We start from the raw sequence: 22,717 nt of genomic DNA, 5'->3' as shown, positions 1-22,717 counted from the left end.
GCGGCGCGGCTCAGGACTGCGCGGCGGCGAGCCCGAGGTAGACGGCGGCGAAGTCGGTCAGCGCGACCAGGTCGGCGAGCGCGTGCAGCGGGTCCGGCCGGCTGGTCGCGTACTCGGTCAGCCGGACGTCGTGGGCGCCGGCCAGCCGGTGCGCGCGGGTGACGCCGAAGCTGCGCGGGCCCGCGTCGTCCTCCGGCACCTCGGCCGGCCCGCCCTGCTCCTCGGGCGCGCCGCCGGGACGGACACCGGACTGGGCACCGGGCGCCCCCGGGACGTGCCGCAGCAGCAGGACCTGGAGGTGCAGCGGATCCGGCTCGTCGACCCGGTCGCGGAAGAAGTCGTCCGGGTCCGCGCCCGCGCCCAACTGGCCGGTGAACATGCCGCGGTGGGCGGTCAGCACCTGCGGCAGCGGCCCGGCCAGCGCCGGGCGGCCGGCCCGTTCGGCGAGCTGGGCGGCGAAGCGGGTGGCGACGGCCCCGGCGATCGGGCCCTCGGCCCACAGCAGCGGGACCGTCCCGGCCAGCCGGGCGGCCAGGCCCTTGGCCGGGTTGGTGTACGCGGCGGCGTCGGGGCGGCAGCGGACGGCGGTCGCGTCCAGCAGGTCGGCGACGGCCGGCAGCGCGTCGTACGGCAGCTGGGTGATGCCGATCTTCTGGGCGAGCGCGAGCAGCGGGGCGAGGTGGGACCACAGCGCGGCCGGGTCCTCGGCGGGGAGGTCCGGCTCGGCGGCCGGGCCGGCGGGCGCCTCGTCCTCGGGCAGCGCGGAGGCCACGTACGGCAGCGGCAGCGCGCGCACCTGCAGCGCAGCCTCGGCCAGCGGGCTGCCCGCCGGGGCGGTGACCACGATCGCGCAGCCGCGCGCGTAGGCCTGCTCGGCGAGGCCGACCAGGCCCGGTTCGCCGCCGTCGGCGGAGCTGACCACCAGGAGGTCCAGCGGGCCGGCCCAGCCGGGCAGTTGCCAGCCGAGCCCGGCGGTGAAGGCGGGCGGCGCGCCGGCCCGGTCGGCGCGCGGGGCGGCCGCCTCGGTCGGCGGCAGCGTGGTGATCAGGCCGGCGTGGCCGGCCAGCGCGGTCAGGATCTCGCCCGCCGTCAGGGCGCTGCCGTGGCCCGCGACCAGGACGGCGCGCGGGCGGCCGTCCGGGCGCAGCCGGTCCAGGCCGGCCGCGTCGGCCAGCCGCAGCGCGGTGCGGACCCGCGCGCCGGCACCGGCCAGGGCCAGCAGGGCGCGGTCGCGGTCGGCGCGCTGCAGGGCGGCCGGGTCGTCGAGCAGGGTGTCGTCGAGCATGCGGCGGGCCTCCGGCTGCTGTCCTGTGCGCGCTGGGCTGGCGGGGTGGGGGCTTCGCCCCAAGGATCAGGCCGGGCGGCGGGCCTCGTCCACCAGCAGGACCGGAATGCCGTCCCGGACCGGGTACGCGAGGCCGCAGTCCGCGCCGGTGCAGAGCAGCTCGGGCTGCTCCTCGGTGCCGCCCTCGGTGAGCGCGGCCCGGCACTGCGGGCAGACCAGGATCTCCAGCAGGAAGGATTCGAGCTTCATGGGGCTCTCCAAAAGTCGGGGGGTGGCACGGCGGTGCCCCGGCCGATAGGCAACCCTACCGGCCGGGGCACAGGAGGCCTCGGTCAGGCGCGGACGATGGCGAGCACGCCGTCGCGCAGCTCGGCCATCTTCGCCGGGTCCTTGGCCTCGGCGTTCAGGCGCAGCAGCGGCTCGGTGTTGGAGGCGCGCAGGTTGAACCACCAGTCCGGGCCGGCCACGGTGAGGCCGTCCAGCTCGTCGACGGTGGTGCCCTCCAGGCCGGCGTAGGCGGCGCGGACGGCGGCGGTGCTGGCGGCCTGGTCGGCGACGGTGCTGTTGATCTCGCCGGAGGCGGCGTAGCGGTCGTACTCGGCGGTGAGCGCGGACAGCGTGCCGGGCTGCCCGCCGAGCGCGGCCAGCACGTGCAGCGCGGCCAGCATGCCGGTGTCGGCGCGCCAGAAGTCGCGGAAGTAGTAGTGCGCGGAGTGCTCGCCGCCGAAGACGGCGTCGGTGACGGCCATCTCCTGCTTGATGAAGGAGTGGCCGACCCGGGTGCGCACCGGGTTGGCGCCGAGCTCGCGGACCACCTCGGGGACGGTCCAGGAGGTGATCAGGTTGTGGATGACGGTCGGCTCGGCCTCGCCGGCGGCCTGGGCGCGGGCGATCTCGCGGGCGGCGACCAGGGCGGTGATGGCGGACGGGGAGACCGGCTCGCCGCGCTCGTCGACGACGAAGCAGCGGTCGGCGTCGCCGTCGAAGGCCAGGCCGAGGTCGGCGCCGACCTCGCGGACCTTGGCCTGGAGGTCGACGATGTTCTTCGGGTCGAGCGGGTTGGCCTCGTGGTTGGGGAAGGTCCCGTCCAGCTCGAAGTACATCGGGACGAGCTCGATCGGCAGGCCGTCGAAGACGGTCGGCACGGTGTGGCCGCCCATGCCGTTGCCCGCGTCCACGACGACCTTGAGCGGGCGGATCGCGGTGAGGTCGACCAGGCCCAGCAGGTGGTCGGCGTAGCCGCGCAGGGTGTCCTGCTCGGACAGCGCACCGGGCTTGACGTCCTTGGCCGGGACGGTGACGGTGTCGTCCTCGCCCGTCCAGGACTCGACCAGCTCGCGGATCTCGGAGAGGCCGGTGTCCTGGCCGACCGGGGCGGCGCCGGCCCGGCACAGCTTGATTCCGTTGTACTGGGCCGGGTTGTGGCTGGCGGTGAACATCGCGCCGGGCAGGTCGAGCTTGCCGCTGGCGTAGTAGAGCTGGTCGGTCGAGCAGAGGCCGATCTGGACCACGTCGGCGCCGTAGGCGGCGGCGCCCTCGGCGAACGCCCGGGTGAGCGACGGGGAGGAGGGGCGCATGTCGTGGCCGACGACGATCGCGGACGCGCCGGTGACCTGCACGAACGCGGCGCCGAAGGCCCGGGACAGGTGCTCGTCCCACTGGTCCGGGACGACGCCTCGGACGTCGTAGGCCTTCACGAGCTGCTTGAGGTCGCGCACTGCGGCTCCACCCTGGTCTCTGTACTGGTCGGTGTGCGTGTGATCGGCGGCTGGCCGCCCACGGTCACGATACGTCGGGGTCACCGCCCGTTCGGTCGACGGTCCGCGGTGACGGTAGACGGGCAGCGTACCCAAGTCGGACGAACGCCCGGTGCAGGCCCGGGCGGGGTACGGCGTCGGCTGTGCGGCGTCAGTTGTCCGGCGAGCGCAGGACGCGCAGGTGGCCGCGGCGGCCGCCCTCGGTGGACTCGCCCTCGGACCCGCGGCCCTGACGGGGGGTCTGCGGCCGGGCGGCCTCGCGGACGGCGTTGGCGAGGGCCTCCAGGTCGTCACTGCTGCGGCGCAGCGGCCCGGCCTCGGCGGCCAACCGGACGACCTCCCAGCCGCGCGGGGCGGTGAGGCGCTCGGCGTGCTCGGCGCACAGGTCGTAGCAGTGCGGCTCGGCGTAGGTGGCGAGCGGGCCCAGGACGGCGGTGGAGTCCGCGTAGACGTACGTCAGCGTCGCGACGGCCGGCCGGCCGCACGCGGTCCGCGAACAACGACGTACAGAGCTCACGAGGGTGGACGGTACCGCACTCCTCGCCGGGGAGCGAAGACCGCCTGTCCGGCGGGTGTGCCGTGTCGCGGTCCGCACGCCGGTCCACGCCTCCGCCGCCCCGGGCGTTTCCCCGTCGGAGTAGTCCACTTCCGACCGTCCAAGGACTACCCTCGGCAGTGATATGGACAGCTCTGCACCGCAGTCATCGACGGGACCCTCGCGCCGTCCCCGGCATCGCGACCGGCACGGCAGGGGGCTGCGCGGCCCGCTGGCGCCGCCACAGGTGCCGATCTCGCTCACCCGCTCCGAACTGTTCGACGACTACGTGCGCGAATCGGTGGAGCGTCTTGAACGGCGCTGGCCGCAGCTGATCGAAGTGGAGTTCGCCGTCCAGGAGGTGCCGCTGCACGAGCCCGACGCGGCCGACGGCGAGGACGGCGTGCCGCTGGGGCGGGTGCTGCCGGGCAAGCAGGGGCGCAAGAGCCAGATCGTGGTGTACCGGCGGCCGGTGGAGATCCGGGCGAAGACCCGCGAGGACCGCGCGGCGCTGGTGCACGAGATCCTGATCGAGCAGGTGGCGGAGCTGCTGGGACTGTCCCCGGACGCCATCGACCCGCGCTACGACGAGGACTGAGCACGCGGACGGGGCGGTACCCGGGCCTGCCGGGTACCGCCCCGTCCGACCGGTCAGCGCAGGACGACGCCCGGATCCTGGCCGGCCCGCGGGACCCTGACGGTGCTGTGGTCGTCGCGCAGCGCCTGGATGGTGAACATCGGCACGTCCTTGGCGGGCAGCGAGAGCATCCGGGCGGCCATCACCGGGCCGCCGGAGACGGTCTCGACGGTGAGCGCGAAGCTGCCGTTCAGCCCACCGGGCTCGGGCGCCGGGAGGGCGACCGTGCCGCCGGCCGGCAGCTGGACGTCCTTGCTCACCGGGGTGCCGCCGCCGCTGCCGGCCGAGGCGGTGACCCGGACGGTGGCGGCGTCGCCGGCGGAGGTCAGGAACAGCGTGGACGCGCCGGCCCGGTTGTCGGCGACCGTGGCGCGGGCCCCGACCGGGCCGGTGCCGGTGAGCCAGGCCGCGTCGCTCTTGCCGCCGCCCCCGGCCCGGTCGACCCGCAGGCCCGCCACGACCCGGGTCGGGTGCTTGTCGTCGGTGGGCGACAGCCGCAGCCCGGCGACCTCGTCGCGGGTGACCTTGCCGAGGTCGACGGCGGCCACCATGCCCGCCTTGATGTGGATGGACTCGTTGCCGGCCGGGGTGAACCAGCCGTTCTTGCCGGAGAGCTGGATCTTCAGGTCGGCGTCGTCCTCCGGCGGCGCCCAGACCACCAGGTGGGCGGCGGAGGTGTCGGCGGGCAGGCCTGGCAGCACCTGGGTGGCCGCCGGTTCGGCCGAGGCCGGGATCCAGTCGGCGCCCTTGGCACCATCGGCGGCGTGCAGCGCGGCACCGACCCGCCCGCTGCGGGCGACCACGTGCACGGCGAGGTCGTTGACCGCGCCCTTGCTGATCGTCGGCAGCAGCACGGACTGGGAGCTGCCGGGGGCGACGGTGATGCCGTTGGCGGCGTCGTTCTCGATCAGGCCCTTGTCGCCGTACAGCTTGATGTCGACCACGGCGGCGGAGGACTCGGTGTTCACCAGGCTGACGTAGTCGACCCGGTCGCCGGCCGTGCTGGCCCCGGCGAACCAGAAGCTGGTCCCGGCGGGGGTGCAGGTGAGGCCGGACAGGCCGAGGCCGCGCTGCTCGGTGACCACGGTGGTCTGGGTGACGGTGAAGCCGGGGGCGAGAGCGCCGGTGGCGACGGCCCCGGTGCCGGGCGCGGTGTCGCCGTTGGCGGCCGGGCCGGTGGCCGGGGCGCCGGGCTTGGCCAGGGTCAGCCGGGCGTCGGCGGGCGCGGCGCCCTTGTCCGGAGCGGCCGGAGCGGCCGAGCCGGACGGCGCGGCGGGGGCGCCGGACGCCGGGGCGGAGGGGGCGGTGGTCGGCGGGGTCGCGGGCGCGGCGGCGTCGGAGAGCCAGCCGGCCCCGCCGGTGGCGCCGCCCGCCCCGGGCGGGGTGTAGGCGGTGAGCGTGGTCGAGCCGGTCAGGCCCTGGAGCGGCTGCGGGCAGACCGCCGCCGTCCGCTCGACCTGCGCGGTGGTCGGGGCGACGCCGCCGTCCGCCTTGGCGGGGACGGCCGGCGGGCGCGTCTCGGCGATCCCGAACACCGCCGCGAGCACGACGGCCGCGGCCAGCAGGGACTGCGTGGTCCTGGTGCCCCCGGACCGCCCGGCCGGCCGGGCGGAGGCCGCGGGCTCCGGCGCCTGGGCCGGGGCGTGCCCGGACTGCCCGGACTGCCCGGCCTCGGCGGTCTCCGTCGGCTCGACGGCCTCGGGCGCGGACTTCTTCCTGAATGCGGGCTTCTTCATCGCGGGTCAGCTCCCCGATCCGTGCTGGTGCGGGTACCGGCCCGTGCCGTTGGGGTCGTTCGGGTCGTTGGGGTCGTAGTAGGGCTCGGCCTGCGGCTGCCCCGGCACCCACGGCTGCTGGTGCTCCGTCTGCTGGTAGGGCTGCTGCTCGTAGCCGTACTGCTGCTCCTGCGGGTACGGCTGCTGCTCGTAGCCCTGCTGCGGGTACGCCTGCGGCTGGTAGCCCTCGTAGCCCTGGCCGTCGTACCCCTGGCCGCCGTACGGCGCGGCCACCGGCTGCTGGGCCGCGTACTGGTCGTAGCTGTACGGGTCGGCCTGCTGGTACGTCTGGTACGGGTCGGCGTACGGCTCGGTCTCCTGGACGGCGGCGGCCGCCTGGACCGCCTCGGCCATCGGCTCGCCGGCCGGCTGCGCCGGGATCGCGCCCGGCGGGCCCTCGTACACCCCGCCGTCCTCGCCGCCCTCGCCGCGCTCGGCCATCCGGCGGGCCCGGCGGCTGCCGGGGGCGGGCGCCTGCGCCTGGGCCGCGGCGGCCAGCGCGGCGGCGGCCACCACCTCCTCGGGCAGGTCGTCGTCCTTGTGGCTGCGGCGTCCGGGCAGGGCCAGCACCAGGACGGTCAGGCCGAGCAGCACCTGGGCCCAGATCCAGCCGGTGTGCGCGAAGCCGTCCTCCCGGGTGACGGTCAGCTTGCCGCCGCCGGCCGGGAGCTTGAAGCCCTGCGCCCAGCCGTCGACCGTGACGGACTCCAGCGCGGTGCCGCCCACGGTGGCCTTCCACTCGGGTGCGGCGGACTCGGCGAGCCGCAGCACCCGGCCGTCCGGGCCGGCCGGGACGGTGGCGGTGAGGTCGCGGGCCCCGGCCGGGACGACCACCGGGGCGGCGCCCGGGGCGGTGATCACCGCACGGACGGCGGGGGCGCCGGTGACCTGCCAGAGCGCGGAGTCGCCGTCCTGATTGGCCTTGACCAGACCGGGGGTGGTGTCCAGGACGTCCTTGTAGGTGCCGATCACCGACTGCTGGACCAGCACGTAGGCGATGCCGTAGCCGGAGAGCGCACCGGCCTGGTCGGCGCCGGAACCGGCCAGCAGGCTGCCGACCATCTTGTTCAGGCCGTCCTGGGTGCCGGTCGCCGGGTCGACGGTGGACTCGGCCTGGCCGAGCGTCAGGCCCGCGCCGCGGACCACGGTGTAGCGGACCGCGCCGCCGCCCGGGTCGCCGGTGACGACCAGGGTGCGGGACCGGTCGGTGGTACCGGCCTCCTCCGCGATGAACGCGGGCACCTGGCCGGCCTGGGCCCGGTGCAGCGGCTTGCCGGCGCCGGTGAGCGCCCACCACAGGCCGGTGCCCAGCGGGGCCAGCACCGCGGCGGCCACCACCAGCGCGGCCACCGGCTGGCGCCAGCCGAAGGCGATCCCGGCCACTCGGGCGTTGGCGCCGTCGGCACCGATCGCGGCGGCCGCCAGCAGGGCGATCCCGGCGATCAGCGAGGCCGGGCCGGCCCAGGCGGGCACCGCCGGGCCGCCGGAGGCCGGGGTGACGGAGGTGCCCGCCACCGCGACCGCGAAGACCAGACCCGCACCGGCCGCACCCCAGGCGGACAGCACCGCACGGCGGCGGTCGGCGCGCAGCAGTGCGGCGAGCGCGGCGAGCACCACGCCGGCCGACAGCCAGACCGGCGGCACCCCGGCGCCGCCCGGGTTGACCAGCAGCAGGCCGGCCGCGCTCGCACCGGTGCCGTGCAGGCCGGGCAGGCCGGCCTCCAGCAGCAGCCACTGCGGGTGCGCCAGCACCGACAGCGACCACGGCGCCAGCACCAGGACGGGCAGCGCGAGGATCACCAGGACGCGCAGGCCGAGCAGGCGCAGCGCGGCGCCGCCCGAGCCGAAGGCACCGCCGCGGACCACCGCGACGACCAGCGTCGCCAGGCACAGCGGCAGGGCGAGCGCCCAGGTCAACGGCACGAAGGAGGTGGCCAGGGTGAGCAGCAGGACGGTCATCCAGACCGGCCGCCACCCCGGGCGGGCGCCCTTGGCGGCGCTCTCGTCGCGGATGCCGAGACCGGCCGCGATCGCGGCGGCGCGGGCCAGCGGCGGCAGCAGCACGGCGAGGACGGCGGTGCCGATCCGGCCCTGGGCGAGCGCGCCGGTCGCGGCGGGCAGCAGCGCGTAGGCGGCGCTGGCCCAGGCCCGGACGAGCTTGGAGTCCAGCAGCGGCCGGGACACCAGGTAGGCGCTGACCGCGGACAGCGGCACGGTGAGCACGACCAGCAGGGTGAGCGCGAGGTCGGCGTGGTCGAACAGCACCCAGGACAGCACCGCGAGCACGCCGAGGTACGGCGGCGCGGCGGCGGCGGAGCCGGTGCCGATCGGATGCCAGGCGTCCGCGTACATCGACCAGAGGCCGCCGGCGCCGTCGGTGGCCGGCAGCAGGGCGCCGCCGAACAGCTCGCCGCTGCCGAACAGGCCGCGGCAGGCGATCAGGGCGAACACCAGCAGGGCCGCGAACAGCACCGGCGCCGGACGCCGGGCCAGCTTCTTGATCAGCGTGAACTGCTCGACGACCAGGTCCTCGTCGTCCTCGCCGCCCGGCCCGGCCTCGACCGTGCCGTGCCGGCCGGTGTCGTCCCCTCCCCCTATGCCGAGGGAGCCGATCACGCCCTCGACGGCGAGCCGGGCGGTGGCGCCGGGCGGCGGGAAGAGCGTGCGGTCGTCCAGGGCGTCGGCGGCCCGGGTGCGGGCGCGCTGCTTGCGCGCGGCCAGCAGCCGGGGGAAGCGGACGAGTTCGTGGCCGAGGCCGGTGAGCTCGTCGAAGGCCTGGCGCGGGTCCTTGCCGAGCAGGTTGGTGACGGCCCGCAGCAGGGTGCCGAGCACCAACCGCAGCAGGACGTAGGGGAAGAGCGCGCCCTTGCAGTTGGCGAGCAGGGTGTAGACGGCGCCGGCCTTGTCCACCCGGTGCGGGTGGGCGGGGCCGCAGTCGATGGCGCGGCGCTCGCGGCTGGCCGCCTCGGCGTGCCGCAGCACGGCGTCGGGGGCGACCACCACGCGGTGGCCGGCGGCGTTGACCCGCCAGCAGAAGTCGGCGTCGTCGCGCATCAGCGGCAGCGCCTTGTCGAAGCCGCCGAGTTCCTCGAAGACGTCGCGGCGCACCAGCATGCCGGCGCTGGAGACGGCGAGCACCGGGCGGACCTGGTCGTGCTGGCCCTGGTCCTGCTCGCGGCGGTCGAGGCCGGTCCAGCGGCGGCCGGAGCGGGCGATGGTGACGCCGACCTCCAGCAGCTGGCGGCGGTCGTACCAGCTGCGCAGCTTGGGGCCGACCACGGCGGCGCTGGGGGTGGAGTCGGCGACCTGGAGCAGCCGGCGCAGCGCGTCGGTCTGCGGCTCGCAGTCGTCGTGCAGCAGCCAGAGCCATTCGACGGGCTGGGTCTCGCGCGGGCCGCCGCGGCCGAGGTCGTCCTCCTGGGCGAGCGGGTCGCCGAAGTCGTCCCAGCCGCCGGTGACCGGGTCGTAGCCGGAGGGGTCGAGCCGGTACGGCAGGTCCTCCGGGCGCAGCGGCGGGCTGCTGAAGACGGCCTCGGCGACGGCGGTGCCGAAGCCGGCCCGGCGGCCGAGGAGCAGCGGGCCGCTCTCGGGCAGCCAGTCGGCGAGGGTGTCCGCCAGCAGTTGCGGAGAGTTGTCGGTGGAACCGGTGTCGACCGCGAGCACCCGCTGGACCTGGCGGTCCTGGCCGAGCAGGCCGGCGAGGGCCTGCGGCAGCCAGCGGGCCCCGTCGTGCGAGACGATCACTGCGGTGACCAGGTGGCGCGGGTAGGCGGGCGGCCTGGCAGCGGTGAAGCCGCTCTGGTGGCTGTAGACGGTCATCGAGTGCGCGGGCCTCAGTTCTCGGTGGACACAGCCGGTGAACGGCAACCGGATGGCGCACCACACTAACGGCTCCGGATGGCGGCTTCGTCCGCGGTGCCGGTGCGGGACCGGTGAAGAGCCGGCAGGGAACACGAAAGCGCCCCACCGCCGCGGTGAGGCGCCCGTACTGCCGTGTGGTTGTCGAAGGGTCAGCGGGGGTCGGCGGCCGCCCCGGTCAGACCGCGCTCTTCTTGAGCCGGCGGCGCTCGCGCTCGGAGAGGCCGCCCCAGATGCCGAACCGCTCGTCATTGGCGAGGGCGTACTCCAGGCATTCCGAACGGACCTCGCAGGCGAGGCAGACCTTCTTGGCCTCGCGCGTGGAGCCGCCCTTCTCGGGGAAGAAGGACTCGGGGTCGGTCTGGGCGCACAACGCGCGCTCCTGCCAACCGAGTTCCTCTTCCTCCTCCGCGATGCCGTCACCGATCAACAGCTCAAAGAGCTCGCTCATGTGGCGCGCCTCCTCTGCCCCTACTTGGCGTCCCCGTGGTTGCCGTTGCCTCGTGCGGCCGACGACACGAGTGAAATTACAGTTGCGTCACTCTGGCTCAGTCAAGCCGAGCTCTGGTATTGGGGCGAGGATTCACTCCCCGGCACCAAGCCGTTACGAATAGTGTACATATTCGGACACATTGGACCTTCGATCCGAAAGCCCTGAACGGCGTCGAACCAGCCACAACCCTTCGGCGAGTGACGCTCGGTCACCATCACAGGCCGGTCATCGCCCTGCCTTCCCGGCGATCTTCCCATCGAAACATAGAGCGTGATTTATCACCCCATCCGGGCAACTTCTTGGCGTAACCCTCTCGAATGCCGCATCCCTGTGTTTGACACCGGCCCCACGGATGCGGTCTCCTTTCCCCCATGTCAGAGTTCGCCAGCCCCCGGAGCGGTTCCACGCTCCGCCGTGCCGTGAACTCTTGTTGTCGCCTCTGCTCCTGCTGTATCTAGGCGCCCGCGTCCCACCGCGCGCCGCCCCCAGGAAGCACAGAGGCCGCCCGCGATTCCCGTCCCAGGACATCCCGGATCCGGCTGATCCCCGACGAACCAGCCGCCACTCCGAGGACGACTCCCGTGCGTATGACCCGCATCCGCAAGCGGAACCGCGACCGCAACAAACTCGCCCGCCGAAGCCCCTCCCCCACCGCGCCCACCGCGCCCACCGCGCCCGCCCGGGGCTGGACCGACGGCCTCAGCGACGTCTCCATCGCCGGCGACCCGCTCGCCTTCCCGCACCTGGCCCGCACCGACCTGCCCCGCCACCCCACCACCGTGGCCGGCCACGCCCGGCTGATCCGCGAGATCGCCGCCGACCGCGCCCGCTGGGAACCCCTGGTCCGCTACGACGCGCTCACCCGCTGGTACGCCCGGCTGGAGACCGGCCCCGGCTACGAGGTCTGGCTGCTCAGCTGGCTGCCCGGCCAGAGCAGCGGCTTCCACGACCACGGCGAGTCCTCCGGCGTGATGACCGTCGTCCAGGGCGAGCTGATCGAGCGCTCGCTCACCCGCGCCGGCGAGGGAGCCCGCACCCTGCGCCCCGGCGGGCAGCGGGTCTTCTCCTCCGGCTACCTCCACGAGGTGGTCAACGGCACGCTCGAACCCGCCGTCTCCATCCACCTCTACACCCCGGGCCTCACCGAGATGAACCAGTACGGCGGCACCGCCGTCCCCGAGCAGCACCCGCAGGCCCAGGCCGAGGCACACTGAGCACCCGCCCCCGTCAGCCCGGCCGTCGCACCCGCCGGCGACCGGACCTACGACCGGGCTGACGGGCAGTCGGACCGTGGCAGGATGAACCCATGCGCATCGTGGCACTGGCAGGCGGAATCGGCGGAGCGCGCTTCCTGCGCGGACTCCTCGCGGCGGTCGGACCGCAGGACGAGATCACCGTCATCGGCAACACCGGCGACGACATCCACCTCTACGGCCTCAAGGTCTGTCCCGACCTCGACACCGTGATGTACACCCTCGGCGGCGGCATCCACGAGGAGCAGGGCTGGGGCCGCACCGACGAGACCTGGTCGATCAAGGCCGAGATGAAGGAGTACGGCGTCGGCCCCGAGTGGTTCGGGCTCGGCGACCGCGACTTCGCCACCCACCTCGTCCGCAGCCAGATGCTCACCGCCGGCTACAGCCTCAGCCAGGTCACCGAGGCGCTGTGCGTGCGCTGGAAGCCCGGCGTACGGCTGCTGCCGATGAGCGACGACCGGGTCGAGACCCACGTGCGGATCACCGACGAGCAGGGCACCCGGGCGATCCACTTCCAGGAGTACTGGGTCAGGCTGCACGCCGCCGTCGACGCCGAGGCGATCATCCCGGTCGGCGCCGACACCGCCAAGCCCGCGCCCGGCGTCCTGGAGGCCCTCGCCGCCGCCGACGTCATCCTCTTCCCGCCGTCCAACCCGGTCGTCTCCATCGGCACCATCCTCGCCGTCCCCGGCATCCGGGAGGCCGTCGCCGCCGCCCCCGCCCCCGTCGTCGGGCTCTCCCCGATCATCGGCGGCGCCCCGGTGCGCGGCATGGCCGACAAGGTGCTCGCCGCCGTCGGCGTCGAGGCCACCGCGGAGGCGGTCGCACTGAACTACGGCTCCGCACTCATCGACGGCTGGCTCGTCGACACCGCCGACCAGGCCTCGGTCGCCGCCGTCGAAGCCGCCGGGATCGCCTGCCGGGCCGTCCCGCTACTGATGACCGACGTCGAGGCCACCGCCGAGATGGCCCGGGCCGCCCTCGCCCTCGCCGAGCAGGTGCGCAAGTGAGCGGGCGCGGGCGCGGGCGCGGGCGCAGCGGGGCGGGCGCATGAGCCTGCAGATCCTGCCGGTCGAGGGGCTGCCGGAGATCGACGCCGGGACCGACCTCGCCGCGCTGCTCGCCAAGGCCGGCGAGTACCAGGACGGCGACATCCTGATCGTCACCTCGAAGATCGTCAGCAAGGCCGAGGGCCGGCTGCTGCACGCCGCCGACCGCGAGGCCGCGATCGAGGCCGAGACCGTCCGGGTGGTCGCCCGGCGCGGCCACGCCCGGATCGTCGAGAACCGCAACGGCTTCGTCATGGCCGCCGCCGGCGTCGACGCCTCCAACACCGCCCCCGGCACCGTCCTGCTGCTGCCCGAGGACCCGGACGCCTCCGCCCGCGCCCTGCGCGGGCGGCTCCAGCAGCTCACCGGCCGCCGGCTCGCCGTCGTCGTCACCGACACCTTCGGCCGGCCCTGGCGCAACGGACTCACCGACGTCGCCATCGGCGCCGCCGGACTGTCCGTACTGGAGGACCACCGCGGGCGCACCGACAGCCACGGCAACGAGCTGGCGCTCACCGTCACCGCCACCGCCGACGAACTCGCCGCCGCCGCCGACCTGGTGAAGGGCAAGACCAGCGGCGTGCCGGTCGCCGTCGTCCGCGGGCTCGGCCACCTCGTCACCGCCGAGGACGGCGACGGCACCCGGCCGCTGGTCCGCCCCGCCGTCGACGACATGTTCCGGCTCGGCACCTCCGAGGCGCTGCGCCAGGCCGTCACCCTGCGGCGCACCGTCCGCTCCTTCACCGACGCCCCGGTCGACCCCGGCGCCGTGCGCCGCGCCGTCGCCGCCGCCGTCACCGCGCCCGCCCCGCACCACACCACGCCGTGGCGGTTCGTCCTGCTGGAGACGGCGCAGACCCGCACCCGGCTGCTCGACGCGATGCTCGCCGCCTGGCAGCGCGACCTGCGCGAACTCGACGGCTGGGACGACGCCCGGATCGCCCGCCGCACCGCCCGCGGCGACGTCCTGCGCGAGGCGCCCTACCTGGTGGTGCCCTGCCTCGTCATGGACGGCTCGCACCACTACCCCGACCAGCGGCGCGCCGCCGCCGAACGGGAGATGTTCACCGTCGCCGCCGGCGCCGCCGTGCAGAACCTCCTGGTCGCCCTCACCGGCGAGGGCTACGGCTCCGCCTGGGTGTCGTCCACCATGTTCTGCCGCGACACCGTCCGCGCGGCCCTCGACCTCCCGGACGGCTGGGACCCGATGGGCGCCATCGCCGTCGGCCGCCCCGCCGAACCCCCGCGCGAACGCCCGGACCGCAGCGCCGACACCTTCATCGAGGTGCGGTAGCGGTTCAGAGACCGCGATAGACCTCGCGGCGATTGCCAACGGCCACCACGAGGATCACCAGCACGCCGTCGTGGATCTCGTAGGCCACGCGGTAGACGCCGACCCGGAGACGGTAGAGGCCGACGTGACCCGCCAGCTTCTTGACATCCGGGCCCTCGACGTAAGGGTCCTCGCCGAGAACGGTGAGCGCGGTGAGGATCCGCATCGCGTCGACCTGGCTGATGTCACGCAGCTGGCGCCTGGCATGCGAGGTGAAGCGGAACGCGTACTTCACGCAGCGCTCCCGGAGGAGTCCTTGGGCGAGTCGAACAGGTCGGCCAGGAGCTCGGCCATGGTCACGGTGGGATCGTTCCGGTGCTGCTCGGCCTCACGGGCGAGCAGTTCGTCGGCGGCATCCTCGACGGCATCGAGGATCTCGATCGGCACGACCGCTCCGACCCGCTCGCCCTTCCGAGTGATCACGGTGATCTCGCCGGCCTCGGCCTGGGTGACCACCTCGGCGAGGTTCGCACGCAGTTCCCGGATGCTCAGTGCGTCAGTCATGCATCAAGCGTACACATCGGCGTGTACACCGCACAGCGCTTCCGGTTCAGCGCCGCCGGTGGTCGTCGGGGGTGAGGCGCGAACGCCCGGACCGCGGCGCCGACACCTTCATCGAGGTGCGGTGAGGATCAGCCGTCGAGGTCGTCCGGCAGCAGCCGGAAGGCCTTGTGGTTGGTCAGCGGCCTGATCGCACGGAAGTGGCGACGGTCGACGGTCAGCACGGCGTCGGTCCTGAACTCCGCGGCCAGCGCGACGTTGATGGCGTCCGTCAGGCCGATGTCCAGGTCCGGGTACTGCCGCATGACCGCCCGCGCGGTGGCAAGGTGCGCACCCACCTCGGGCACCTCGAAGCGGCCGATCGCACATCGGTCGATGATGTCGTCCAGAACGCGCATCGCCATCGCGGCTCCGAGTGTCCGGTGCGCGAGGTAGTCCAGCTCGGCCAGCACCAGCGGCGAGATGACCAGATGGCCGACCGTACGCAAGGCCTTCAGGCAGGCGTCGTGGTCGGGTTCCTCACCGGCGTATGCGGCGAGCAGGGCGCCGGTGTCACCGACCACCGCGACGTCGGTCACCTGCCGAATCCTTCCATGTGCTGGTCGAGGTCGGCCAGAATGCGCCCGCCGCCACCGGGGATGACCGGCATGTCGTCGAGCTCCTCCCCCATCGGATCGGTCCGGAAGGGGTAGACGGGTGCGGCCAGGCTCGGCGGCAGGATGGTGGCCACATGCCTGCCGTCCTTGGTGACGGTGACGGTCTCGCCCCGCTCGACGGCTCCTATCACCCTGGCCGTCTGCTGGTTCAGCTCCCGCATGGTTGCTTCCATGCGAGGCAGTGTACTACGGCGTAGTTCATCGCCGCCGGTGGTCGTCGGGGGTGAGGCGGGGGCCGTAGCGGGGGGCGTGGGGGGTGGTCGCCAGCAGGAGGCGGCAGAGGCGGTGGCGGTGCGGGCGGTAGGGCTCCAGCAGGGCGAGCATCTGGGCGTCGTCGCTGCGGGGGCGGCCGGCCAGGGCCCAGCCGACCAGGTTGGGCAGGTGGAAGTCGCCGACCGAGACCGCGTCCGGGTCGCCGTTGCTGCGTTGCAGGGTCTCGGCGGCCGTCCAGGGGCCGATCCCCGGGACGGCGGTGAGCCGGGCGAAGGCCTCGACGTGGTCCATCGCGGCGGCCTCCTCCAGCCGGGGCGCCAGCCGGACGGCGCGCATGACCGTCGCCGAGCGCTTCGGGTCCACCCCCGCGCGGTGCCACTCCCAGCTCGGCACCAGCGCCCACTCCCGGGCCGACGGCGCCACCCGCATGCCCTCGGCCGGGCCCGGCGCCGCGGTGCCGAAGTCCCGTAGCAGGGTGCGCCAGGCGCGGTAGGCCTCGTCGGTGGTCACCTTCTGTTCCAGGATCGCCGGGACGAGGGACTCCAGGACCAGCCCGGTGCGGGTGAGGCGGACCGCGGCGGTGCGGCGCTGGGCGTCCCGCAGCGGGCCGGGCGGCAGCACCAGGGCCTCCGGATCGTCCTGCGCGCCCAGCAGCGTCGGCAGCCGCTCCAGCAGCCACGTCGCACCCGGGCCCCAGGCCGTCGCTTCCACCTCGCCGGCCGCCGGGCGCGCCAGCACCCGCAGCGTGCCGATCCCGGCCGGGGTCCGGGACGCCCGCCAGAGCGCGCCGTCGCCGGTGGTGCGGTACGCCGGGTCGGCGGGGCCCCGGCGCAGCGGCAGCAGCGTCCGGGCGACGTCCAGCGGGAAACCCGGCCGCCAGCGCCGTACCGACTCGCCCGTCACCGCCGCGCACCTCCTCCGCTGTCCGGCTCCACCGCCTTCGCCGACCATGGGGATATGAACGATACGCGGCTGCCGGAGCTGTCCTCCGGGGACGAGAGCGCGGTGCGGGCGCTGTACCACCGGGCGCTGGAGGGGTGGAACCAGCGGGACGGTTCGGCCTTCGCCGGGCCGTTCGCCGAGGACGGGGAGGTGATCGGCTTCGACGGCACCCGGCACTGCGGACGGTCGGTGATCGCCGCCGAACTGGGGCGGCTCTTCGCGGACCACGCGACACCGGAGTACGTGGCCAGGGTGCGCCGGGTCCGCGCGCTGGGGCCCGGGGTGGCGCAGCTGGACGCCGTCGCGGGGCTGGTGCCGGACGCCGCGGAGGACCTGGACCCGGCGCTCAACGCGGTGCAGACGGTGATCGCGGTGAACGCCGGGGCGGGCTGGCGGATCGGGCTGCTGCAGAACACGCCGGCGCGCTACGACCTCCGGCCGGATCTGGCGGCGGCGTTGACGGCGGAGCTGCGGGGGCTGGTCGGGCGGGGGCCGGGGCCGGCGTAGGGCGGTGCGGTGCGGTGGGGTGCGTCAGGGGGTCTGGATGCGCACCGCGGCCGTACGGAGGGCGGGGAGCCGGGCGTAGAGGGCGTTGCCGGGGCACTCGGTGTTGAAGGCGTCGCGGTGGCCGGAGACGGCGTCGAAGTCGACGACGGTGCCCTTGGGGTAGCGGCTGGCGTCGGAGGCGGAGGTGAGCTTGGTGCGGCCGTCGGCGGGGTGGCCGGTGAGGCCGAGCTTCCAGCCGGCGATGGCGGCGAGGCCGTCCAGGAGGGGCTGGGGCGGGGCGTCGCCGACGTAGGTGCCGATGGCGGCGACGCCGGCCGAGTCGGTGTTGAAGCCGAGGGTGTGGGCGCCGTGGACGGGCTGGTCGACGCCGCCGGCCCGGCCCTCGTAGACGGTGCCGCAGCGGTCGACCAGGAAGTTGTAGCCGATGTCCCGCCAGCCGCTGCTCTGAACGTGGTACTGGTAGATCGACCTGATCACCCGGGGGGCGTCGGAGCAGGCGTAGTCGGTGGCGGTGGCGGTGTGGTGGACGAACACCTCGTGGACCGGGCCGGTGTACTCGAAGGCCTGGTCGCGCAGGGACTCGTCCGCGCCCCAGCCGGCCCGGGTGACGATGGCGGGGCGCGGGGCCTGGTGGCCGTCGGCGGGGCGGCGGGGCAGGACCCGGGCGGCGGGCGCGGGCGCACCCTGGCCGGGGTCGACCAGGTCGAGCCGCAGGCCGGGCGGGGGCCCGGCGGGGCCGGGGCGCACCTCGACGGCGACGCCGTCGCTGCGGCCGGTCCACAGGGGCGCGGTGGCGCCGCGCGGGGCGAGGTCGGGGCCGTCCTCGGTGTCGGCCTCCAGGTCGTGCCAGTCGCCCCAGCGGCCGGTGGCCGCGTCCCGGGTGCGGACCCGGACGGCGCCGCCGGCCAGCGCGTCCGCCGGGCCGTCCCAGCCGACGCCGAGGAGTTCGAACGGCCGGGTGGTGCGCGGCGCCAGGGCCGGGCCGGGGCCGAGCGGCAGCGAGGTGACCGACCCGCCGCCGGCGGAGCCGCGGCGCCGGACGCCGTCGGGGTCGGCCGGGCCGGCGGTGGCGGCGGGCTGGAGGAGCAGGGCGGCGGTGCAGCCGGCGAGCACGGCGGCCGGGAGGGAAAGGCGCATAAACCGGATGGTGGCGGCAAATCGGGCCACTCGCCACGTCGCCTCGCGCCCGGTCCGCCACCCCTCCCGACGGCCCACTCGAAGGCCGTAGGCTGGGGCGCACCATGACTGCGCATTTCGCTGCCGATGCCCGCACCCCCGTCGAACTGCTGCACGCATATCTGCGAGGCGGCACGCCCACGGTCGATCCCGCGGCCCCGCTGGTCACCTTCTACGACGACGCCACCGGTGAACGGGTGGAACTGTCCGCCCGGACCTTCGACAACTGGGTGGCCAAGACGGCCAACCTCCTCCAGGACGAGTTGAACGCCGGCCCGGGCGACCGGGCCGTACTGCTGCTCCCCGCCCACTGGCAGAGCGCCGTCTGGCTGCTGGCCTGCTGGTCGGTCGGGGTGGCGGTGGTGCCCGGCGGCGACCCGGCCGCCGCCGACCTGGTGGTCAGCGGCCCGGACGGACTGACGGCCGCCCACGCCTGCGAGGGCGAGCGGGTGGCCCTGGCCCTGCGCCCGCTCGGCGGACGCTTCCCGCAGCGCCCCGACGGCTTCCTCGACTACGCCGCCGAGGTGCCCGGCCAGGGCGACCGCTTCGCGCCGTACTCGCCCGTCGCCCCGGACGGCCACGCGCTGGAGACCGCCGTGGACGGGCTGCCGCTGAAGCTGACCGGCGAGCAGACCGTCGCGCTGGCCCGGGAAGGGGCCGCCCGGCTCGGACTGGAGCCCGGCGACCGGGTGCTGTCCACCTTCTCGTTCGACGACTGGACCGGCCTGGAGGCCGGTCTGCTGGCGCCGCTGGCGGCCGGCGCCTCGGTGGTGCTGTGCCGCAACTCGCAGGGGCTCGACCCCGAGCAGTGGGAGAAGCGGACCGAATCCGAACGGGTGACACTGCGCCTCGGGTAACCCCCGGGTCGGGCCGGGCGGGTAGGGATCCCTGCCATGGCCGAGGACGACACCGCGCACCCCCCGACCGACCCGCCCCCGACGGATGCGCACCCTTCCGAACCCGGACGCCCGCGTCGGCGCCGGCGGTGGCTGATGATCACCGCCGGCGTCGTCGCGTTCCTGCTGGTCGCCACCGGGGCACTGCTCTGGATCGCCTACCGCAAGCTGGACGGCAACATCCGCACCGACTCGGCCACCGACCGACTGCTCGCCCAGCTGGAGGCCGAGCGGCCGAGCCGGACCGCCGGGGCCAAGGGCTCCGAGAACATCCTGCTGATCGGCAGCGACGACCGCTCCGGCACCAACTCCTCGTACGGCGGCGAGCCGGGCACCCAGCGCTCGGACACCACGATCCTGCTGCACCTGGCCGCCGACCGGAAGCACGCGACGGCGGTCTCCATCCCGCGCGACGTCATGGTCACCGTCCCCGCCTGCGAGAAATCGGACGGCACCCGCAGCAAGGCCGGGCTGATGCAGTTCAACTGGGCGTTCGAGATGGGCGGCGCGGCCTGCTCGATCCGCGCCGTCGAGCAGCTCAGCGGCATCCGGATCGACCACTACGTGATCCTCGACTTCAACGGCTTCAAGACGATGGTGAACGCGATCGGCGGGGTCGAGGTGTGCGTCCCGCAGGCGATCCACGACAAGGACGCCAGACTCGACCTGCCCGCCGGGCGGCAGACCCTGCACGGCGAGCAGGCACTCGGCTACGTCCGGGCCCGGGAGAGCCTGGGCGACGGCAGCGACACCCAGCGGATGGGCCGTCAGCAGCAGTTCCTGGCCGCGCTGATCCGCAAGGTGCAGTCGCAGGGCGTGCTGCTGAACCCGGCGCGGCTGTGGCCGGTGCTGGACGCGGCCACCTCCTCGGTCAAGGCGGACGGCGGGCTGTCCTCGCTCGGGGCGCTGTACGACCTCACCCAGGACCTGCGGGACATCCCCTCGGCGGACGTGGTGCTCCTGACCGCGCCGCGCCGCCCGTACCGGTACGACTCGGACCGGGACGAGTTCGTGCAGCCGCAGACCACCCAGTTGTTCACCGCGCTGCGGGACGACCGGTCGGTCGCCGTCCGGCCGCCCGGTTCGGCGCCGTCGCCGGGCGCCGTCGCCGGGGCGGGCGTCGGTGTCGGGGCGGGCGTCGGTGTCGGGGCGGGCGTCGGGGCGGGCGCGAGCCCGAGTCCAAGTCCAAGTCCGGTGGCGGCGGGTGCGGGCGCGGGGTCGGACGGGGCTGCGGGGGCCGCGGGGGCCGCGGGGGCTCCGGCGAAGGCGTCACCTTCGGCGGACGCCTCGCCCACCTTCGAGGGACGCACGGCCGACGTGGACGCCTGCGCGCAGCACTGATCGCGGCTGCGCCGCAGGTCGGCGCGGGTTTTCCGGAAATCCCGCACACCCAGGGGACTTTACCCGGCCATTACCTGGACATGGCGCAGATCACACCGGAACGATTCAGTCGTTCGGCTCGTCTAGTGTGTCCGGATCGGCCCGCCGAACGGGCGAGCCGGAGCCGTGACCGGTCGGAGGTAGGGAACCCCCGTGCAGCAGGACAAACCGGAGGTCGATCCCGCCGACCAGTGGACGCGCGACCCGGAAACCGGCCAGTACCGCCTCGACCCGGCCGCCGGCATCCCCGGGCAGCGCCGCCGGACGGCCGACCGGAGATCCCCCGAGGAGACGCCGGCCACCGAGTCGGCCGGGACCGCCGACGTCCCCGGGCCGGGCCGCCGCGACTCCCGGCGCCGGGCGGCCGCCGCCGCCAAGCGGACCCGGCGCCGCCGGGCGCTCAAGTGGACCGCCGGGGCCGGCGCCCTGGTGATGGTCGCGGGCTGCGGCGGGGCGTACTACCTGTACCAGCACTTCAACAGCAACCTGACCTCCGTCAAGGTCCAGCTGGGCAACGAGGAGGAGCGGCCCAAGGCCGCCGGGGACGCGCTCAACATCCTGGTGCTGGGCACCGACAGCCGGCAGGGCCTCGGCCGCGAGTACGGCAACGAGGGCAGCGCCGGGCACGCCGACACCACGCTGCTGTTCCACATCTCCAAGGACCGCTCCAACGCCACCGCGATCAGCATCCCGCGCGACCTGATGGTGCCGATCCCGGAGTGCCAGAGCGGCAGCGGCAAGAAGATCCCCGGCTCCGCGCGGGACATGTTCAACAACAGCCTCGGCCAGGAGGGGCGCGACCCGGGCTGCACCTGGAAGACCGTCGAGAAGATGACCGGGATCCGGGTCGACCACTTCGTGCAGGTCAACTTCGAGGCGGTGAAGACGCTGTCCAGCGCCGTCGGCGGGGTCGAGGTCTGCGCGGCCAAGGACATCAACGACAAGGACTCGCACCTGAAGATGAGCAAGGGCCGGCACGTGGTCCAGGGCGACGAGGCGCTGGCCTTCGTCCGCACCCGGCACGCCGTCGGCTTCGGCGGCGACCTCACCCGCATCCCGCTCCAGCAGCAGTTCATCAGCTCGATGATCCGCAAGATCAAGAGCGACGACACCCTGACCAGCCCGAGCAAGCTCTACAAGCTCGCCGACGCCGCCACCAAGGCGCTCACCGTGGACTCCGGGATCGGCAGCGTCGACAAGCTCAAGGACCTCGCGCTGGACCTCAGCAAGGTGGACACCAAGAACATCACCTTCGCCACCGTGCCGGTCCTGGACGACCCCAAGGACAAGGACCGGCTGGTGCTCAAGCAGCCGGACGCCGGGCAGCTGTTCTCGATGGTCGCGGGCGACCGCTCGCTGACCGAGACCGCCGCCCCCGCCGACGCCGCCACGGCCGCACCGGAGACCGCACCGGCGGCCCCGACCGCCGCCGCCCCGACGGTGGACCCCAAGGACGTCCGGGTGACGGTGCGCAACGGCAGCGGGACGCGCGGGCAGTCGGGGCCCACCGTGGAAAAGCTCCGCACCAAGGGCTTCGCCAAGGCCACGACCGCCCCCGACGCGCCCGTCACCGCGACCACCACGGTGTCCTTCCCGACCGGGCAGGACGCCGCGGCCGCCGCCCTGGCCGCCGCGCTCGGCCTGCCGGGCGACGCCGTCCGGCCGGACCCGAAGGCGGATCCCAAGGGCCCGCTGGTGCTGGTGCTCGGCAAGGACGTCCTCGCCGCTCCGGCGGCGGCCCCGACCGAGGCACCGAAGGACCTCCAGCGGGTGCAGGCGGACGACACCGACGCGTGCGCCAAGTAGCTAGGGGCCCCGGGCCCTACGTCGGCGCGAGGGTGCCGCCCGTCTCCCGGTAGTGCTCGCCGGTGCGGGGGCAGCGCCAGCGGCCGTCGCCGACGGGTTGCAGCGGCTCGCCGGCGCGGCCGACCCAGCCGATCCGGCGGGCCGGGACGCCGGCGGCCAGGGCGAAGTCCGGGACGTCCCGGTGGACCACCGCGCCGGCCGCGACCAGCGCCCAGCGGCCGACCGTCACCCCGGCGACCAGGACCACCCGGCCGCCGATCGAACAGCCCTGACGGAGCGTCACCCCTTCGGCGTGCCAGTCCTGTTGACGCTTGGGCCGACCGTCGGGGGTCACCGCGCGGGGGTGGCGGTCGTTGGTGAGGACGGCGGCGGGGCCGATGAACACCCCGTCCTCGACCAGCGCGGGCTCGTACACCAGCGCGTGGTTCTGCAGTTTGACCCGGTCCCCGATCCGGACGCCGGGGCCGACGTAGGCGCCGCGGCCGATCACGCACTCGGCGCCGACCACCGCGCCCTCGCGGACCTGGGCGAGGTGCCAGACCGTCGTCCCCGCGCCGATGACGGCCCGTTCGTCGACGTCCGCGCTCGGCTCGATCCGGGCCGCGCCGGGCCCGCCCTCAACTGTCGCCATGCGCACCGACGATAGCGGCGCGGGCTCGACC

General features: G+C 74.8%; 22 protein-coding genes. 8 read left to right on the top strand and 14 right to left on the bottom strand.

What is annotated here, in order from left to right; all coding sequences use genetic code 11:
- Window positions 1-10: 10 nt before the first annotated feature.
- The 4 genes from ACFWPT_RS35055 to ACFWPT_RS35040 all read right to left on the bottom strand — a co-directional run bounded on the left by ACFWPT_RS35055 (window position 11) and on the right by ACFWPT_RS35040 (window position 3,637).
- Window positions 11-1,285, bottom strand: coding sequence for an SIS domain-containing protein (locus ACFWPT_RS35055; protein ID WP_380343738.1), 1,275 nt, complete (start codon window positions 1,283-1,285; stop codon window positions 11-13).
- Between the two features lie 66 nt (window positions 1,286-1,351).
- Window positions 1,352-1,534: a Trm112 family protein gene (locus ACFWPT_RS35050; protein WP_063349138.1), complete on the bottom strand. Its 183-nt coding sequence runs from the start codon at window positions 1,532-1,534 to the stop codon at window positions 1,352-1,354.
- Window positions 1,535-1,617: 83 nt separating this feature from the next.
- Window positions 1,618-3,003 (bottom strand): phosphomannomutase/phosphoglucomutase, encoded by a 1,386-nt coding sequence (locus tag ACFWPT_RS35045; RefSeq protein ID WP_063349137.1) that lies wholly within the window; start codon window positions 3,001-3,003, stop codon window positions 1,618-1,620.
- Window positions 3,004-3,193: 190 nt separating this feature from the next.
- Complete coding sequence (locus ACFWPT_RS35040; RefSeq protein WP_079136306.1) at window positions 3,194-3,637, bottom strand: DUF3499 domain-containing protein; 444 nt, start codon at window positions 3,635-3,637, stop codon at window positions 3,194-3,196.
- A gap of 85 nt (window positions 3,638-3,722) precedes the next feature.
- Here ACFWPT_RS35040 and ACFWPT_RS35035 point away from each other — a divergent pair, with 85 nt between their 5' ends.
- On the top strand, window positions 3,723-4,175 hold the full coding sequence (locus ACFWPT_RS35035) for a metallopeptidase family protein (RefSeq protein WP_079135840.1): 453 nt from the start codon (window positions 3,723-3,725) through the stop codon (window positions 4,173-4,175).
- Window positions 4,176-4,228: 53 nt separating this feature from the next.
- Here the strand turns inward: ACFWPT_RS35035 and ACFWPT_RS35030 are convergent, their stop codons facing one another.
- The 3 genes from ACFWPT_RS35030 to ACFWPT_RS35020 form a co-directional block, all read right to left on the bottom strand.
- Complete coding sequence (locus tag ACFWPT_RS35030; RefSeq protein WP_380486794.1) at window positions 4,229-5,950, bottom strand: DUF5719 family protein; 1,722 nt, start codon at window positions 5,948-5,950, stop codon at window positions 4,229-4,231.
- A 6-nt stretch (window positions 5,951-5,956) separates the two neighbouring features.
- Window positions 5,957-9,808 carry a glycosyltransferase family 2 protein gene (locus ACFWPT_RS35025; protein ID WP_380377359.1) on the bottom strand — a complete coding sequence of 1,284 codons (3,852 nt, stop codon included), beginning with the start codon at window positions 9,806-9,808 and terminating at the stop codon, window positions 5,957-5,959.
- Between the two features lie 217 nt (window positions 9,809-10,025).
- Window positions 10,026-10,298, bottom strand: a complete 273-nt coding sequence (locus ACFWPT_RS35020; RefSeq protein ID WP_063349134.1) for a WhiB family transcriptional regulator — start codon at window positions 10,296-10,298, stop codon at window positions 10,026-10,028.
- A 629-nt stretch (window positions 10,299-10,927) separates the two neighbouring features.
- Between ACFWPT_RS35020 and ACFWPT_RS35015 the strand changes: the two genes are divergently transcribed.
- From ACFWPT_RS35015 to ACFWPT_RS35005, 3 genes are all read left to right on the top strand, one after another.
- Complete coding sequence (locus ACFWPT_RS35015; RefSeq protein WP_380486801.1) at window positions 10,928-11,554, top strand: cysteine dioxygenase; 627 nt, start codon at window positions 10,928-10,930, stop codon at window positions 11,552-11,554.
- A 92-nt stretch (window positions 11,555-11,646) separates the two neighbouring features.
- Window positions 11,647-12,606, top strand: coding sequence for a 2-phospho-L-lactate transferase (gene cofD, locus ACFWPT_RS35010; protein WP_363377420.1), 960 nt, complete (start codon window positions 11,647-11,649; stop codon window positions 12,604-12,606).
- A gap of 40 nt (window positions 12,607-12,646) precedes the next feature.
- Window positions 12,647-13,939 carry a coenzyme F420-0:L-glutamate ligase gene (locus ACFWPT_RS35005; RefSeq protein WP_380377358.1) on the top strand — a complete coding sequence of 431 codons (1,293 nt, stop codon included), beginning with the start codon at window positions 12,647-12,649 and terminating at the stop codon, window positions 13,937-13,939.
- Window positions 13,940-13,943: 4 nt separating this feature from the next.
- Here the strand turns inward: ACFWPT_RS35005 and ACFWPT_RS35000 are convergent, their stop codons facing one another.
- The 5 genes from ACFWPT_RS35000 to ACFWPT_RS34980 all read right to left on the bottom strand — a co-directional run bounded on the left by ACFWPT_RS35000 (window position 13,944) and on the right by ACFWPT_RS34980 (window position 16,299).
- Window positions 13,944-14,213, bottom strand: a complete 270-nt coding sequence (locus tag ACFWPT_RS35000) for a type II toxin-antitoxin system RelE/ParE family toxin (protein ID WP_380377356.1) — start codon at window positions 14,211-14,213, stop codon at window positions 13,944-13,946.
- Entirely contained in the window at window positions 14,210-14,482 is a 273-nt protein-coding gene (locus ACFWPT_RS34995; protein ID WP_380486792.1) for a type II toxin-antitoxin system Phd/YefM family antitoxin, read from the bottom strand. The genes ACFWPT_RS35000 and ACFWPT_RS34995 overlap by 4 nt, the downstream gene beginning before the upstream one ends.
- 128 nt (window positions 14,483-14,610) lie before the next feature.
- The gene (locus ACFWPT_RS34990) at window positions 14,611-15,057 is read right to left on the bottom strand and encodes a PIN domain-containing protein (protein ID WP_063349129.1); all 447 of its coding nucleotides are present in this window, start codon (window positions 15,055-15,057) and stop codon (window positions 14,611-14,613) included.
- On the bottom strand, window positions 15,054-15,308 hold the full coding sequence (locus tag ACFWPT_RS34985; RefSeq protein ID WP_063349128.1) for a type II toxin-antitoxin system Phd/YefM family antitoxin: 255 nt from the start codon (window positions 15,306-15,308) through the stop codon (window positions 15,054-15,056). Before ACFWPT_RS34985 ends, ACFWPT_RS34990 begins: the two co-directional genes overlap by 4 nt.
- A 25-nt stretch (window positions 15,309-15,333) precedes the next feature.
- On the bottom strand, window positions 15,334-16,299 hold the full coding sequence (locus tag ACFWPT_RS34980) for a DNA-3-methyladenine glycosylase family protein (protein ID WP_380486789.1): 966 nt from the start codon (window positions 16,297-16,299) through the stop codon (window positions 15,334-15,336).
- Between the two features lie 6 nt (window positions 16,300-16,305).
- Between ACFWPT_RS34980 and ACFWPT_RS34975 the strand changes: the two genes are divergently transcribed.
- A complete protein-coding gene (locus ACFWPT_RS34975) occupies window positions 16,306-16,797 on the top strand; it encodes an SgcJ/EcaC family oxidoreductase (protein WP_363377415.1) in 492 nt (163 codons plus the stop codon).
- Window positions 16,798-16,821: 24 nt separating this feature from the next.
- Here the strand turns inward: ACFWPT_RS34975 and ACFWPT_RS34970 are convergent, their stop codons facing one another.
- Window positions 16,822-17,934 carry an N-acetylmuramoyl-L-alanine amidase gene (locus ACFWPT_RS34970; RefSeq protein WP_380486787.1) on the bottom strand — a complete coding sequence of 371 codons (1,113 nt, stop codon included), beginning with the start codon at window positions 17,932-17,934 and terminating at the stop codon, window positions 16,822-16,824.
- Window positions 17,935-18,038: 104 nt separating this feature from the next.
- Between ACFWPT_RS34970 and ACFWPT_RS34965 the strand changes: the two genes are divergently transcribed.
- The 3 genes from ACFWPT_RS34965 to ACFWPT_RS34955 all read left to right on the top strand — a co-directional run bounded on the left by ACFWPT_RS34965 (window position 18,039) and on the right by ACFWPT_RS34955 (window position 22,055).
- The gene (locus ACFWPT_RS34965; protein ID WP_380486784.1) at window positions 18,039-18,830 is read left to right on the top strand and encodes a TIGR03089 family protein; all 792 of its coding nucleotides are present in this window, start codon (window positions 18,039-18,041) and stop codon (window positions 18,828-18,830) included.
- 36 nt (window positions 18,831-18,866) lie between these two features.
- Window positions 18,867-20,210: an LCP family protein gene (locus tag ACFWPT_RS34960; RefSeq protein ID WP_380486782.1), complete on the top strand. Its 1,344-nt coding sequence runs from the start codon at window positions 18,867-18,869 to the stop codon at window positions 20,208-20,210.
- 192 nt (window positions 20,211-20,402) lie between these two features.
- On the top strand, window positions 20,403-22,055 hold the full coding sequence (locus tag ACFWPT_RS34955) for an LCP family protein (RefSeq protein ID WP_380377346.1): 1,653 nt from the start codon (window positions 20,403-20,405) through the stop codon (window positions 22,053-22,055).
- Window positions 22,056-22,071: 16 nt separating this feature from the next.
- Here the strand turns inward: ACFWPT_RS34955 and ACFWPT_RS34950 are convergent, their stop codons facing one another.
- On the bottom strand, window positions 22,072-22,686 hold the full coding sequence (locus tag ACFWPT_RS34950; protein ID WP_380486780.1) for a DapH/DapD/GlmU-related protein: 615 nt from the start codon (window positions 22,684-22,686) through the stop codon (window positions 22,072-22,074).
- Between the last annotated feature and the right edge of the window lie 31 nt (window positions 22,687-22,717).

The organism is Kitasatospora sp. NPDC058478 (genome assembly GCF_042720345.1).
Taxonomy (GTDB): domain Bacteria; phylum Actinomycetota; class Actinomycetes; order Streptomycetales; family Streptomycetaceae; genus Kitasatospora.
Note: the sequence above shows the minus strand (reverse complement) of the source record. Positions and strands in the feature narration are given on the sequence as shown.